This window comes from Asticcacaulis sp., assembly GCF_051956075.1.
Taxonomy (GTDB): Bacteria; Pseudomonadota; Alphaproteobacteria; order Caulobacterales; family Caulobacteraceae; genus Asticcacaulis.
Genome location: NZ_JBQCGA010000024.1, coordinates 1 through 13,421, shown reverse-complemented (window position 1 = coordinate 13,421; position 13,421 = coordinate 1). Strand labels below are relative to the sequence as shown.

Annotated in this window: 18 protein-coding genes and 1 tRNA gene; 8 read left to right on the top strand and 11 right to left on the bottom strand. The window is 60.6% G+C overall.

Going from position 1 to position 13,421, the window contains the following annotated elements; translation table 11 throughout:
• Window positions 1-133: 133 nt before the first annotated feature.
• From ACTHLA_RS06365 to ACTHLA_RS06350, 4 genes are all read right to left on the bottom strand, one after another.
• Complete coding sequence (locus ACTHLA_RS06365; RefSeq protein WP_440186360.1) at window positions 134-382, bottom strand: PIN domain-containing protein; 249 nt, start codon at window positions 380-382, stop codon at window positions 134-136.
• Between the two features lie 122 nt (window positions 383-504).
• A complete protein-coding gene (locus ACTHLA_RS06360; protein WP_440186358.1) occupies window positions 505-969 on the bottom strand; it encodes a helix-turn-helix domain-containing protein in 465 nt (154 codons plus the stop codon).
• A complete protein-coding gene (locus ACTHLA_RS06355; RefSeq protein ID WP_440186357.1) occupies window positions 950-1,585 on the bottom strand; it encodes a tyrosine-type recombinase/integrase in 636 nt (211 codons plus the stop codon). The genes ACTHLA_RS06360 and ACTHLA_RS06355 overlap by 20 nt, the downstream gene beginning before the upstream one ends.
• Before the next feature lie 159 nt (window positions 1,586-1,744).
• Window positions 1,745-1,820 (bottom strand) — tRNA-Lys (locus ACTHLA_RS06350).
• Between the two features lie 131 nt (window positions 1,821-1,951).
• Between ACTHLA_RS06350 and ACTHLA_RS06345 the strand changes: the two genes are divergently transcribed.
• The 4 genes from ACTHLA_RS06345 (at window position 1,952) to ACTHLA_RS06330 (ending at window position 4,234) form a co-directional block, all read left to right on the top strand.
• A complete protein-coding gene (locus ACTHLA_RS06345; RefSeq protein ID WP_440186355.1) occupies window positions 1,952-2,311 on the top strand; it encodes an Hpt domain-containing protein in 360 nt (119 codons plus the stop codon).
• 87 nt (window positions 2,312-2,398) lie between these two features.
• Window positions 2,399-2,728: a 2Fe-2S iron-sulfur cluster-binding protein gene (locus tag ACTHLA_RS06340; protein WP_440186353.1), complete on the top strand. Its 330-nt coding sequence runs from the start codon at window positions 2,399-2,401 to the stop codon at window positions 2,726-2,728.
• A gap of 43 nt (window positions 2,729-2,771) precedes the next feature.
• Window positions 2,772-3,776 carry a hypothetical protein gene (locus tag ACTHLA_RS06335; protein WP_440186351.1) on the top strand — a complete coding sequence of 335 codons (1,005 nt, stop codon included), beginning with the start codon at window positions 2,772-2,774 and terminating at the stop codon, window positions 3,774-3,776.
• An 8-nt stretch (window positions 3,777-3,784) separates the two neighbouring features.
• Window positions 3,785-4,234, top strand: coding sequence for an NUDIX domain-containing protein (locus ACTHLA_RS06330; RefSeq protein WP_440186349.1), 450 nt, complete (start codon window positions 3,785-3,787; stop codon window positions 4,232-4,234).
• Here the strand turns inward: ACTHLA_RS06330 and ACTHLA_RS06325 are convergent.
• Window positions 4,225-5,106, bottom strand: a complete 882-nt coding sequence (locus ACTHLA_RS06325) for a DUF72 domain-containing protein (protein WP_440186347.1) — start codon at window positions 5,104-5,106, stop codon at window positions 4,225-4,227. The two genes, ACTHLA_RS06330 and ACTHLA_RS06325, sit on opposite strands and share 10 nt — an antisense overlap.
• A gap of 70 nt (window positions 5,107-5,176) precedes the next feature.
• Here ACTHLA_RS06325 and ACTHLA_RS06320 point away from each other — a divergent pair, with 70 nt between their 5' ends.
• Complete coding sequence (locus ACTHLA_RS06320) at window positions 5,177-6,046, top strand: LysR substrate-binding domain-containing protein (protein ID WP_440186345.1); 870 nt, start codon at window positions 5,177-5,179, stop codon at window positions 6,044-6,046.
• On the opposite strand, the gene ACTHLA_RS06315 is transcribed toward ACTHLA_RS06320, so the two are convergent.
• The gene (locus tag ACTHLA_RS06315; protein WP_440186343.1) at window positions 6,024-6,548 is read right to left on the bottom strand and encodes a GNAT family N-acetyltransferase; all 525 of its coding nucleotides are present in this window, start codon (window positions 6,546-6,548) and stop codon (window positions 6,024-6,026) included. The genes ACTHLA_RS06320 and ACTHLA_RS06315 overlap by 23 nt on opposite strands.
• A 173-nt stretch (window positions 6,549-6,721) precedes the next feature.
• Entirely contained in the window at window positions 6,722-7,573 is an 852-nt protein-coding gene (locus ACTHLA_RS06310; protein WP_440186341.1) for an SDR family oxidoreductase, read from the bottom strand.
• Between the two features lie 100 nt (window positions 7,574-7,673).
• On the opposite strand from ACTHLA_RS06310, the gene ACTHLA_RS06305 reads away from it, so the two are divergent.
• Window positions 7,674-8,225, top strand: a complete 552-nt coding sequence (locus ACTHLA_RS06305) for a winged helix-turn-helix transcriptional regulator (RefSeq protein WP_440186339.1) — start codon at window positions 7,674-7,676, stop codon at window positions 8,223-8,225.
• On the opposite strand, the gene ACTHLA_RS06300 is transcribed toward ACTHLA_RS06305, so the two are convergent.
• From ACTHLA_RS06300 to ACTHLA_RS06290, 3 genes are read right to left on the bottom strand one after another with little or no spacing between them, the layout of a single operon-like run.
• A complete protein-coding gene (locus tag ACTHLA_RS06300; protein WP_440186337.1) occupies window positions 8,222-8,866 on the bottom strand; it encodes a 2-dehydro-3-deoxy-6-phosphogalactonate aldolase in 645 nt (214 codons plus the stop codon). The genes ACTHLA_RS06305 and ACTHLA_RS06300 overlap by 4 nt on opposite strands.
• Window positions 8,863-9,777 carry a 2-dehydro-3-deoxygalactonokinase gene (locus ACTHLA_RS06295; RefSeq protein WP_440186335.1) on the bottom strand — a complete coding sequence of 305 codons (915 nt, stop codon included), beginning with the start codon at window positions 9,775-9,777 and terminating at the stop codon, window positions 8,863-8,865. The genes ACTHLA_RS06300 and ACTHLA_RS06295 overlap by 4 nt, the downstream gene beginning before the upstream one ends.
• Window positions 9,778-9,811: 34 nt before the next feature.
• Window positions 9,812-10,699, bottom strand: coding sequence for an SMP-30/gluconolactonase/LRE family protein (locus tag ACTHLA_RS06290; protein WP_440186333.1), 888 nt, complete (start codon window positions 10,697-10,699; stop codon window positions 9,812-9,814).
• Between the two features lie 144 nt (window positions 10,700-10,843).
• Between ACTHLA_RS06290 and ACTHLA_RS06285 the strand changes: the two genes are divergently transcribed.
• The gene (locus ACTHLA_RS06285) at window positions 10,844-11,542 is read left to right on the top strand and encodes a DUF4396 domain-containing protein (protein WP_440186331.1); all 699 of its coding nucleotides are present in this window, start codon (window positions 10,844-10,846) and stop codon (window positions 11,540-11,542) included.
• Here the strand turns inward: ACTHLA_RS06285 and ACTHLA_RS06280 are convergent, their stop codons facing one another.
• Entirely contained in the window at window positions 11,543-12,508 is a 966-nt protein-coding gene (locus ACTHLA_RS06280; protein WP_440186329.1) for a cation diffusion facilitator family transporter, read from the bottom strand.
• A 186-nt stretch (window positions 12,509-12,694) separates the two neighbouring features.
• Here ACTHLA_RS06280 and ACTHLA_RS06275 point away from each other — a divergent pair.
• The coding region (locus ACTHLA_RS06275; protein ID WP_440186327.1) for an MBL fold metallo-hydrolase at window positions 12,695-13,421 on the top strand (727 nt) is incomplete at its 3' end.

The window sequence follows — 13,421 nt, the reverse complement described above, 5'->3', positions numbered from 1 at the left end:
TTCAAAGCCAGCACGGCAACGGTAAAATCGAGAAGGGAGAAAACTGTGACTTGACCAGACACTGACCCATAGGATTATACCTTTTAGACGGGTCAGTTCTCAGTGAAAATACTGGGTCAGTTCTCGATGGAAATTAACAATTTAGCTCCTGGGCCGGGAAATCCCTGACATTCTCGGTTACGATCACTCCGGACTTCGCTTTGATCGCCGCCGCAAGGACGTGGCAATCGTCTGGATCGGGCAGGTTGAGGCCGTCCTCGATGATCTTGAGACCGTTGACGATGGCTTCTGGAAAGCCGGCCTCAATGCGATCGCGCTGCCTCTTTGCGTTTTCCGCGCTGCCAGTCCGTTCCGCGCAATATCTCTCGAATTCGTCGAGAATTCGGGATGATCAGTACGACCGGAAGAAACCCGCCTCGGCTAGGCTGAGGATGATATTGGGCGTCAGGGCGCCGGCGAGCACATTGGCATCGACGACAATTGAAACCGGATCGGCTCTGTCGCTCATAGATATCCGTTTTCCGCATCTTCTCGCGCCATATCCGATAGGATGCGCGCTCGCTCCGAGTCACGCTTTTTCTTATAGGCAAAAAGGTCTTCGGCTTTGATCCGGCGGTGGCGCCCCGTCTTCGTGAAATTGATTTCGTTGTTTTCGAGCAATTTCACAAGATACGGGCGTGACACATTCAGCATGTCAGCCGCCTGTTGCGTGGTCAGCTCGGCATTGACTGGCATGATGCTGAAGCTCTTGCCGCTGGAAATCAGGCGAGAGATATCGAGAAAGGTCTGAGCCAGCAGGGGTGACAACGTCACCTCCGCCATTTGGCCCTTTTCCAGAGCCAACTTCATTGAGACGGGCACATCATCGGAGATCAACTCAGCCAGAATTTGGCGCAGCTGGTTGGCTCGCTCACGGTCGATTTCCGTGGGCATCCGATCAGCGAAATTTTCAGCGTGCAGCGCGGCCATGGTCTAGGTGCTTCTTCTTCGGCTTGATTAGCGCCTCGCCCAAGTCTGAAGCCGGATTTTGGCGCGCCCGGCCTGTTACAATCGCATATCGGTAGACGCGGGCGATAAATGACCGCAGCCGCTTTGCGGTTTCATATATTCCCCGTCGCTCGAATTTCTTCCATACGCTTAAAATTTCAACCGGCTCAAAATCGATAACCGCGCGGCGGCCCAGATCGGGCTCTAGCTGTTTGAAGAACCGCTCGTTGCGGATTTGCATGGCTTTGGCGCAGCCCTCCATTTCCAGTTTGTCGAGCAATTCCCGTGCGACCGCGCCAAATGTATTTCCGGCGGCCATTCTGGCCGCAAGCTCGGCCTTTCTGCGTTCGCCTGCGGGATCAACGCCGTCGAGGAGCTTTCGGCGTAGATCATCGCGCTTTAAGCGCGCATCCTTCAGCGAGACCAGCGGGTACGTGCCAAGAGACATCTGCTGCTCGCTGAGTCCCAATCGGTATTTAAAGCGCCAAAGCTTCTGACCGGACGGGCGGACGATAACGAACAGCCCCGCACTGTCATACATTTTGTATTGCTTATCAGAAGGTTTTGCCGCCCTCAACGCGGCGTCTGTCATGGCCATTGGGGTCACATTTCCGGTGAATTTGCCGTGACCCCAAAAAGAGACCCCAAAAACGCCGGATACCCCTGAATGAGGACGGACAAGCGTGTACGTTCAAACTCAAATGTATCAGATTTTATTGATTTTTTCAACGTCAGCGGACGTCTGCGAAGTGATGGTTGGTGGGTGAGCACGGACTCGAACCGTGGACCCGCTGATTAAGAGTCAGCTGCTCTACCAACTGAGCTACACACCCAAACCATTTCAGAACCGCCGGTGTTGGTATTGTCCGGCGGTGAGCGGCGGAACATAGCCATTTTCTTCTGGGTTTCAAGCGTAAAATCGGGGTATGTGGTATTTTTTCGCGACAGCTTGGAGAGCAAGGCATTGGCGCGCAGAGACCTGACCGGAGCCGTCGATTTCGGCCATCTTGAAGCCTATACGCTGAATGACGCCGCCGTTATCGAGGAGGTGCTGCGCCTGTTTCAGCATCAATGTGAGCTATGGGCGCCGCTTCTGACCACGGGTCATGAAGGCTGGCGCGATGCGGCGCATACGATCAAGGGTGCGGCGGGGGGAATCGGCGCACACGCCCTGGCCGCCGCCGCAGAGGCCGCTGAACGCGGCGACGATGCGGGCGCTGCGACGCGACTGGAGCGCGTGCGCGATCAGATGAACGCCGCCCTGATGGACGTCGCGGCCTATCTGCATGAACTGCGCATCCGCGGCCTCAAAGGTCCGAACTAAAGGCTTGAGCCAGAAATTATCGTTGGCGATTTTGACTCCGGGGTTTTAAACGCAAACCCGGTTTCTTAAATCAAGCGGCGAAAACATATGTCCGACACCGAACTGTACATTGTCTGCACCGATCGCGACGGCGAGGTTCACACCCTGCCCGCGCTTGAGGGCTGGCGCATCATGGAGATCATCCGCGACAACGGTTTGCCCATCAAGGCCGAGTGTGGCGGCGCGCTGGAATGCGCGACCTGTCATGTTTATGTCGCCGAGTCATGGCTGGATAGGCTGGTTCCGAAATCGGACGAAGAAGATGAGAAGCTGGACGAGGCGTTTCTGGTCAAGCGCACATCGCGCCTGTCATGCCAGATCCTGATGCGCGACGATCTGAACGGTCTTGAGGTGACTCTCGCACCGGAAACGGATTAGAGATACGTTTCAACAGAAACGGACAAGGTTAAGGACGAAAGACATGCGTAAGGCGATAGCGGCCTCTGTGGTGATTATGGGTCTGGCGGCGGCGGGCGTCGCCTGGGCCTGGGGCTCGACCGGCCACCGCCTGATCGGCATGGAGGGCGTGCGCCTGTTGCCGTCCTATGTCCCGGCCTTCCTGCGCACGCCAGAAGCGATGGCCGACATCGGCGAATACGCCAACGAGCCGGACCGCTGGCGCGGCGCGGGCGATGTGCATGCCGAACGCGACGCCCTGCACTTTATCGACCTGAACGACGACGGGACGACGCTGGCCGGCATGACGCTGGACAATCTGCCCGCCAAGCGCTCGCAATACGCGACCGCCATCTCGGCCAAGGGCGGCGATCCCGATCGCGCGGGTTACCTGCCCTATGCCGAGGTGGACACGTATCAGCAGGTGGTCAAGGACTTCGCCTACTGGCGCGTGGTCAGCCTGATGGAGACCCGCGAAAGCGACAAGGACAAGAAGGCCTGGTATCACGCCGACCGCCTGCGTCGCGAAGCTCAGATCAAGTACGATATCGGCGTCATGGCGCACTATGTTGGCGACGCCACCCAACCTCTGCATCTGTCGATCCACTACAATGGCTGGGGCAATTTCCCCAACCCGCAGGGTTTCACCACCGATCACATCCACGTGCCGCTCGAAGGGCCCTATGTGACCAAGAATGTCACCGAGGCCGACCTGAAACAATACGAACCGGACTATACGCCCTGCACCGAACCGGTCATGACCTGCTTCACGACCAAGCTGAAGGCCAGCTTCGATCAGGTCATCCCAATGTACCAACTTTACAAGGATGGCGGCTTTGCCGACGGCGATCCGCGCGGCAAGGCTTTCATTACGAAACAGGTGGCGCTGGGCGCCGCGAACCTGCGCGACGCCATTCTCGACGCCTGGCGCGATTCCAAGACGATGGGCGTCGGCTGGCCCGCCACCCCCTATGACGATTTCGTCGGCAACAAGGTCGATGATCCGTGGACCGTGCTGCACGGCGAATGAGCGCGCCTTTGAAGCAGTTCGGCGACAAGCTGCCGGGCCGGGACTACCGGCCCCGCAGCGCAGGCTATGGCGTACTGCTGCGCGGCGGCAAGCTGGCCTGCGCGCGCATCGGCTATGACAATTTCAAGTACGACTTCCCGGGCGGCGCGGTCGATCCGGGCGAGACGCCGGAGATCGCCGTGGTGCGCGAATTCGGCGAGGAGACGGGTCTGAAGGTCGAGGTCGTGCGGCCGATCACCGACCTTCTGCACTATTTCATCCATGATGACGGCACGGCCTATAACAATCATTGCCATTTCTTCGAGATGCGCCTGATCGGCTCTATCCCCGAAGCCAAGTGCGAGCCGGATCACGAACTGGTCTGGCTGGAGCCGTTGCAGGCGCTGGTAAACCTCAAGAACGAAGGCTATGCGTGGGCCCTGACCCTGTGGCTACGCCAGCGCGCGCGTCAAGGTTGATCCGAGAGCATTTTGCGTAAGGCCTGCGCGTTCTTGATAGCATAGGCGTTGTAATCGTTATTGAAATAGGCCCAGACGCGCCGTGCGCCGCTCTCGCGGATGCGCCGCGCCCAATCGGACAATTCCGCATCCGAATAGTCGTAGCGATACCAGCGCTCAGGTCCGTGGAATCGTACATAGATCTCATCGGCGGTGCGAATGATCGCGTCCGGCAGGTTGGGCCCGCTGGTCGAACAGAAGATCGTCCCGTGCTCGCGAAACGCGGCATAGACCGCTTCGTTCCACCAGCTTTCATGACGGAATTCGATGACATTGCGCCGCCTGTGGTCCAGTTGCGAAACGATCCGGTCAAGCCGTTCCGGCGTGTACGGAAAGCTGGCCGGAAACTGGTGCAGGAAACAGCCCATGCGTTCGCCCAGCAGGTCGGCGATATAGCCGAAGTCGCGGATCAGATCCTGAACGTCCTCGAAGCGGCGGATATGTGTGATCAGTTCGGAAACCTTGACGGTGTAGATGAAGGGTAATTCGCCTGCTTGCCGCAGCCAGCCCTTGATCGCATTAACCGTCGGCCAGCCATAAAAGGGCGCGTTCAGCTCGACCGTCGTGAAATGTTCGGCATAGTGGCCGAACCACTCCTTTGTCGGCATCTGCGACGGATAGAATTTGCCCTTCCAGTCCCAGTAGAACCAGCCGGAACAGCCGATATTGACGTTAGGCAGGGCGTCGCTGGCGGGCGCAGGCGCGGAGGGATCGGCGAGACGCGCCTTGCGCATTTTTTCGGCGCGCAGCAGATTCGTCGCGCGCTGTTTGGCGCGTCGTTCGGCCTTGCGGGCGCGCCTTTGCTCCGGCGTGGGTTTTGCAGCATCAGCCATAGGCGCAGCCTGACGCACAGCTTATCAGCTTTCAATTTGCCGATCGCGCGGCGGCATATATAGGGGATATATGACCCTCGAACAGTTGCGCATCTTCGTGGCCGTGGCCGAGCGCGAGCATCTGACGCGCGCGGCGCAGAGCCTTTATCTGACGCAGTCGGCGGTCAGCGCCGCCGTATCGGCGCTTGAGCAGGGTTTCGGCGTCAAGCTGTTCGACCGTATTGGACGCGGCATCGCGCTGACCGAAGCCGGGCGGTTGTTCCTGCCCGAAGCGCGGGCGGTGCTGGCGCGCGCGCACGAGGCCGAAGCGCTGGTGCGGGATGTGGCGGGCGCCTTGCGCGGATCATTACGCATCTGCGCCAGCCAGACGGTCGGCAATTTCTGGCTGCCGCCGCGCCTGGCGCGTTTTCAGGCGGCGTTTCCGGGTCTGGTCCTGCACGTCGAGCATCTCAACACCGAACTGGCGGCCGCGAAAGTGCTGTCGCATGAAGCCGACATCGCCGTCGTCGAAGGCGCGGTGGACGATCCGCGCCTGAGCGCGATCCGGCTGAACGGCGACCGGATGCTGCTGGTCCTTCCCAATGGCGCGTCGGCGCCACAAACGCCGGAAGACTGGGCGCTCCTGAAATTCGTGGTGCGCGAACCGGGATCAGGGACGCGCGCCCTACTGGCCGAACATCTGGCGAGCATGGGTCTGCGCTTTGAAGCGCGCAATATTGCGCTGGAGCTGCCGTCGAATGAAGCGGTGCGCGGCGCGGTCGAGGCGGGCGCCGGGGCCAGTCTTTTATCGGAGCTGGTGACGCAAAGGGCGGCGCGCACCGGCGATGTGCAGGGGATCGACATCGGCCTGCCGCCCCGGCCCTTCTATGCGCTGCGGCTGAAAGAGCGCGCCGGCACGCGGGCGGAAAGCGAATTTATCAGGGCGCTTTGCGCAGGATGAACTCCTCGTCGCGCGTTTCGCCGACCGCGAACAGATAGTCGCCGACCTTCTCGAATCCCGCCGACAGATAAAGCTTCTGAGCCTTGTGATTCTGGCTCCACACGCCGATCCACTGCGCCGCCGCGCCATAGCGTTCGTTCAGATGATCAAGCGCCAGATTGAGCAGGCTGCGCCCTAGTCCCCGGCCCTGATAATCGGAATGGATATAGAGTCGCTTCAACTCGCCCTCGCGCGCCGGATCGGCGTCCAGATGCGGCAGGCTGACCGGCCCGCATTGCAGATAGGCGGCGGCGCGACCAGTTTCGTCAAACGCGATGCGCCAGAACTGCGCGGGATCGGCGATCTCGACCGCCAGTGCAGCCTCGGCATAGGATTTTTGCAGATAGGCGGCCAGGTCTTCAGGCGGATAAAGATGGCCAAACGTCTCGGTGAACGAGGCGATGGCCAGTTCGGACAGGGCCGGGATATGATGAGATTCGACGGGAACGATGTGCATCAGCATGGGTTAGCGGATCGGTCAATCGCGGGCAAGATTTGACCACGGAAAGCACGGAAAACACGGAAATTACAAGTGCAGTGAAAGATGAGTTAAAAACAACGCGCATGCACGTCATGCGCTGTATTCCGTCGTGCAAGGACACCCTGAACTTCCGTGTTTTCCGTGGTTCAAACCCTTTACAACGCCGTCGCGAAGAAGGCCGCCAGCGAACGCGGCTTATGGCCGGTCAGGATTTCGACATCCTTGGTCAGCACGTCGAAGCCGCCTTTGCGCGTATTGGCGTCGAAGGAGACGAGCATCGGAATGATCGCTTCGGGCAGGCCCGCTGCTTTCAAACCGCCCGCCAGTTGTTCGTCCGTCACGTCGATGACGGTGAGCGGCTTGCCCGTCGCGGCGCTGGCCAGGGCGGCGATCTCTTTCGTGGTCAGAAGCTCAGGACCGGTCAGGGTGTAGGTCTTGTTTTCCGGCGGGAGCGTCAGCGCGGCGGCGGCGGCCTCGGCGCAGTCGGCGTGAGCAATATGGCTGATGCGGCCCTCGCCAGAGGCGCTGAACCACTGGCCGGTCTCCAGCGCATGCGGCAGGGCGCCGAGCAGGTTTTCCTGATACCAGGCATTGCGCAGGATGGTGTAGGGCGCGCCGCTGGCCTTGATCGCCTGTTCCGTGCCGAGATGGTCGCCCGCAAAGGTCACCGCAGAAGTCTCGGGATTAGGCATAGAGGTATAAATAATGGCCGCGCCCGCCTCTCTGGCGGCCTGCACAGCGTTGGAGTGTTGTTGCAGCCGCTGACCGGCCCCAAGCGAATCGGTCGAGATGATCAGTACGCGATCCACGCCCTTGAAGGCCTCAGCAAGGCTAGCCGAGTCGTCAAAATCAGCGCGGCGGGTTTGCGCGCCCTTGGCGGCGAAATCGGCCAACTTGGACGGATCGCGTGAGGCGGCGATGACGGTGTGGCCGCCCCTTTCCAGCAGCAGGTTGACGACATAGCGGCCCAGCTTGCCATTGGCGCCGGTGACGAGCAGTGTGGACATTTTAGTCTCCTATCGGTATATAGTCTCAAAATGAGATCATTGCCAAGATAGGCGCTTTCGCCGCTCTGTAAAGACGGCAGATTTTCGGGAGATGGTTACTTTGAAGGAACCGATCAAAGATTTTCCGGATGGCGCGCCATCCGGCAAGGGCGACCGCCCGCCCGAGGCTTTGCGCTCAAGGAGCGAAGCGTTAGCGCTTCGCAATGGGCGAGGAGCCTGCGCGGCGCTTGAGCGCCCCATTACAAATGTCATGCGCGAAATGTTCAAGGATATGCTGGCGCAGGTGACATGCGGCGAGCTGGATGCGACAAGCTGCCCGGTGCGCGACGTGATGGATCATATCAGCGGCAAGTGGACCAGCCTGTTGCTGTTCGCCTTGGCGGCGCGTCCGCATCGCTTCGGCGAATTGAAGCGCGCCGTACCGGATATTTCGCAGCGCATGCTGACGCAAAGTTTGCGCGATCTGCAACGCGACGGCCTGATCAGCCGCCATGTCTTCGCCACCGTCCCACCCTCAGTCGAATACCGGCTGACCCCGCTCGGCGAAAGCCTGATGCCCGCCCTGCACGGCCTGATGCTGTGGGCCAACGCCCATCACGACGCGATTCGCGAGGCGCGGCTGGCGTTCGAGCAGGTTGGCGAAGCGGTTTAACCCGCCGACGGGTGGATCGCCGTCCAGCCTTCGACAAAGGCGACGGCTTTTTTATAGACGGCGTCCGGCGTGTCGCCCGGCTTGAAAATGGCCGAGCCGATGCCGAAGCCGGCCGCGCCCGCCTCGACGAAATCGCGCATATTGTCGGGCGTCACGCCACCGACCGGAAAGACCGGCATGGATCGCGGCAGCACCGCCTTCATGGCTTTCAGGCCCTTCACGCCCGCCAGTTCCGCCGGGAACAGCTTGAGCGCGTCGGCGCCCGCCTCAATGGCGTTGAAGGCTTCGGTCGGCGTGAAAAAGGCCGGAAACGAGATCATGCCCAGCCGTTTGGCGGCGCGGATCACGTCGGGGTTGCTGTTGGGCGAGATGCAGATTTGCCCGCCGACCTTGGCCAGTTGCTCGACCTGCTCGACGCTCAACACCGTCCCGGCGCCGACAATGGCGCGATCGCCCAGGGCGTGAACCATCTTCTCGATGCTGACGAACGGATCGGGCGAATTCAGCGGCACTTCCAGAATACGGAACCCGGCGCGCACCAGCCGCTCACCGACATCGAGCGCTTCGGACGGGTTGAGGCCGCGCAGGATAGCGACCAGAGGCAGGGCCGCCGTCGCGCCGCGCCATTTTTGCTGAATCATAAAACGAGTTCCGCCTGTTGCGCGATCGCCCACAGCCCCTTGGCCGAAGCGGTATCGCCGTCGTGAATGGTGACCTCGCTGAAGCCGGTATGCTCCAGCGCGCGCTTGTAAAGCTTGCTCAGCGTGCCGTCGCCGATAATGCCCACCGGACGCACGCCATGACGCAGGATCTCGACACGCACCTCCGAGCCGATCAAAAGGCCCGACATGTAAGAGGACAGGCTCTGTGGCGCGATCTTGCCGAACAACCCTTCGGTGCGCACCGAAAAGATCAGCGACAGGAAGGACTTGTCGTTCATGGCGCGGTCTACGCCCAGTTTGAAGGCGTCCACATCATCAATGTCGTCGGCCATCAGATCGCCGAGGATCGAATGCGATTTCAGCAGCGAGAACATTTCGCCGGTCATGTAGGAGCTGAAACCGGTGATCACACCCGCTTCCAGCTTGGCCCACTTGGAATGGGTGCCGGGCAGCAGGAAGACGCCCTCGCCCTTTGGCCCCGCGCAGCCATAGATCTGCGTTTCTTCGCCGCGCATGACATTGTGGATGCCTGTATCGGCGTTTTGCGACGACAGGCCGGGGACGATCTTCACCTTGAGCTTGTCCGATTGCGCCGTCACCAGACCCGCGACGATCTCCTTCAGACCCGCCGGGCAGGCGACATACGGCGCCTCGGCCCAGCCCTGACGCGAGCCGACCATGCCCGACAGCAGGATCGGCAGGTCGGGACGGTCGAAATCGTCCTTCATCACCGAGGCCAGCGCCTGCTCGAAGCTCAGCACGCCCAGATTTTTGAGGCCGATATTGGCGGCGTGGCGGGCGATGATCTCGCCATCCGTGCCGAATAAGAACATGCGGAAATTGGTGGTGCCCCAGTCGCAGGCGATCAGGGCGGGCGCGGCGTAGGTCATGTGTCGAAAATTCCTGCGGAAAACCGGCTTTCGCTTACCCCTTAAATTTCATCGGTTCAAGGCCGGTGTGGCCGCGCAACAGGTCAGAAGGTATTTCAAACAGTGTCCCGCCTTCACGGTCTTCCGGCAGATTTTCCGCCGCCGAGGTGACGAAGACGCGATCCAGCTTATCGCCAGCGAAGCACAGGCTGGTCGTCTGCTTGGCAGGCAGGTCGATATGAAAGTCCTCGGTGGCGTCCTCAAAGAAGCGCGTGACACGGCCCGGTCCCCCCAAATCCTTCCCTCTCCAATGCGCGACCCAGATTCCGCCCTGCGCGTCCGTGGTCATGCCGTCCGGCCCGCCCCAGTCTTCCGGGAAGGTCAGCCACAGCCGCTTATTGGCAAGCTCGCCATTAATGACATCGAAGACATAGATTTCCGACTTACCGGTGTCGGTATGCCAGACCTTCTTATGATCGGCGGAGAAGGTCGGGCCATTGGCGATCTTGTACGGCCCATCGACCTCATCGACCGACATGTCGGCATTGAGACGATAAAAGGCGCCGGAAACCTTCTCAACCGGCTTGTGCATCGAACCCGCCCAGATGCGCCCCAGATTGTCCGCCTTGGCGTCGTTCATGCGGTTTTCCGGCTCGTGCGGATAAGGATTGGCGATATGCTTTATGCTGAACGGCGCAAGCGTGACCTCGGCGAAACCGCTCATCAGTCCAGCGATGAAACCACCCGCCTCGCGCTCGATCACCCAGGTGATATGTTCGGGGAAATGCCATGTCTTCGACCGGCCATCGAGAAAGTAAGCGTGCAGGTTGTTCGACAGAATATCGACCCAATAGACGCAATTATCGCGCTTCGACCACAAGGGCCCTTCGCCCAGAATGGCGCCCGGTGCGGAACGGCGGATGATCTTGTCGAGGTTGCTCATGCGTCTTGTTCTCCCTGCTGGAGCCTTCCTATTATATTATAATACAAATGCAAGCCAAAATCTCGACCTGCCTTGAGGCGATTTTGACATAGCCCGAATGCCGCCCTATCGCAATTTGTCTGAGCTATGCGGTAACAGGATCGCATGACCTTGCTTCACCTGATCAGCCTTCTGTCCCTAAGCATCGCCATCGCCTGCGCAGCGTGGATCGCGTTCGACGAGACGCGCCGGTCGCAGATGATGAAGATCATGAACCTGGTCTGGCCGCTGTGCGCCCTGTTCGGCAGCCTGATCTGGCTGTGGTTTTACCTGCGCTGGGGCCGGGCAGCGCCAAAGGGTGCGAAGATGGCCATGCGCGAACAGCCCTTCGCGGTCGCGGTCGCCAAGGGAGCCTCGCATTGCGGCGCGGGCTGTACGCTGGGCGACATCGTGGCCGAGACTTTGGCGCTCGGCTTTCCGGCCATCGCGCTGACCTTCGGCTGGCACAGCGTGTTTGCCGAGCGCATCTTTGCCGTCTGGGTGTTCGACTTTCTGATCGCCTTCGGCCTCGGCATCGTGTTCCAGTATTTCAGCATCGCGCCGATGCGGCATTTGAGCTTCTGGCCCGGCCTGTGGGCGGCGATCAAGGCCGACACCCTGTCGCTGACGGCGTGGCAGGTCGGCATGTATGGCTTTATGGCCATCGCGCATTTCTGGATTTTCGGCGCGCCGCTGGGCGTCAAGCTGACCGCCGCCATGCCCGAATTCTGGTTCATGATGCAGATCGCCATGCTGTGCGGATTTGTAACCGCCTACCCGGTCAATCTCTGGCTGATCAAAATCGGCTGGAAGGAAAAGATGTAATCAGACATTGGTTTCCGGGCACGGATGACACGGCTTGCCCGCGTCGGCGATCTCGATCTGCACGGTGACGTGCTGAACGCCCAAGTGTTCGAGATCGTGCGCCAGGTCGTGCAAAAAGTCATCGCCCGGATGGCCACCCGGCATGACGATGTGCGCCGACAGGGCCGTCTCGGTCGTACTCATGCCCCAGACGTGCAGGTCGTGAATCTCGCTCACTCCCGGCCGGGCGGCCACAAGCGCGCGGATCTTTTTCAGTTCGATCCCCGGCGGCACCGCATGCAGCGACAGATTGACCGAGTCGCGCAATAGCCCCCACGTCCCCCACAGGATCACCGCGCCGATGATCAGGCTGACCAGCGGATCAAGCCATTGCCAGCCGGTGAACAGGATCACCCCGCCCGCGATCACCACGCCCAGAGACACCACGGCGTCGGACAGCATGTGCAGAAACGCGCCGCGGATGTTCAGGTCGCCCTTGGCGCCGCTCATGAACAGGAAGGCGGTGACGCCGTTAACAACGATACCAATCCCGGCGACGATCATCACCGTCACGCCCTCGGCAGGCTGCGGGTGCATCAGGCGCAATATGGCCTCCCAGCCGATGCCGCCAATGGCGACCAGCAGAAACACCGCATTGCCCAGAGCCGCCATAATCGAAGCCCCGCGCAGACCATAGGTGTAGCGCGCGCTCGGCGGCTGTTTGGCCAGCGCCGTGGCGCCCCAGGCCATGAACAGGCCCAGCACGTCGGACAGATTATGCCCCGCATCGGCCAGCAGCGACAGGGAATGGGCGGCGAGGCCATAGACCACCTCGGCCAGAATGAACAACGTATTGAGAATAATGCCGATCAGGAAGGCCTTGCCGAAATCGGCGGGCGCATGACTGTGGCTATGCCCGTGAGAATGACCATGCGCATGATGATCGTGACCATGATCATGAGAATGGGAATGCGCGTGATCGTGCATGGGAAGGCTCCGGGCTATCCGCCTGAATTGACAAATTGCACGGCGCGCGTCAAACAAAATTCGCAAAATAAGATATTGTTTTTATTGAATTTGATTATGTTATCTCGTAACTTCGTCTTTCAGAATGAAACCACAGCGCATCGCTCAGCGTAAAGATGCGAATTGCAACAGCCCTCAGGTGACGCCATGCCCCATTTTGCCTTTCCGCTCATGATTTCTGCCGCCGCCCTGATGGCGACCGGCGCATATGCCCAGACGGCGCCGCAACCCGCGGCGCAGGATTTTCAGGTTGGCGCCCTGACCGTCACCGCGCTGCACGACGCCGACTTCAATCCGCCCAATGATGGCAAGGTGTTCGGGCTGGGCCAAAGCGTTGACGCCATCGGCAAGGTTCTGACCGATCATGGCGCGCCCGCAACGCCGATCCACCTCAGCGTCGATGCGCTGCTCGTGCATGACGGCGCGCGTCTCGTGCTGATCGACACCGGCATTGGCGGCGCGCTTCAGGCCAGCCTTGCCAAGGCGGGCGTCACAGCCGACGCCGTCACCGATGTGCTGATCACCCATGCCCACCCCGACCATATCGGCGGGCTGATGACCAAGGACGGCCAGCCCGCCTTCCCGAACGCGAAGGTGCGCATGTCCGAGGCCGAATGGGCCTCGGTCAAGGCGCAGCCCGGCCTGGCTCAATTCGTCAGCGTAATCGGCCCTCAGGTCGAAGCCTTTACGCCCGGCGGCGAGGTCGCGCCGGGAATCACGAGCATCGCCCTGCCCGGCCACACGCCCGGCCACACCATGTACGAAATCACATCCGGCGACGCCAAGCTGATCGATATCGGCGACACCGCCCATTCCAGCATCCTGTCGCTGGAAACACCCGACTGGAAGATTCAGTTCGACGGCGATCAGGTCG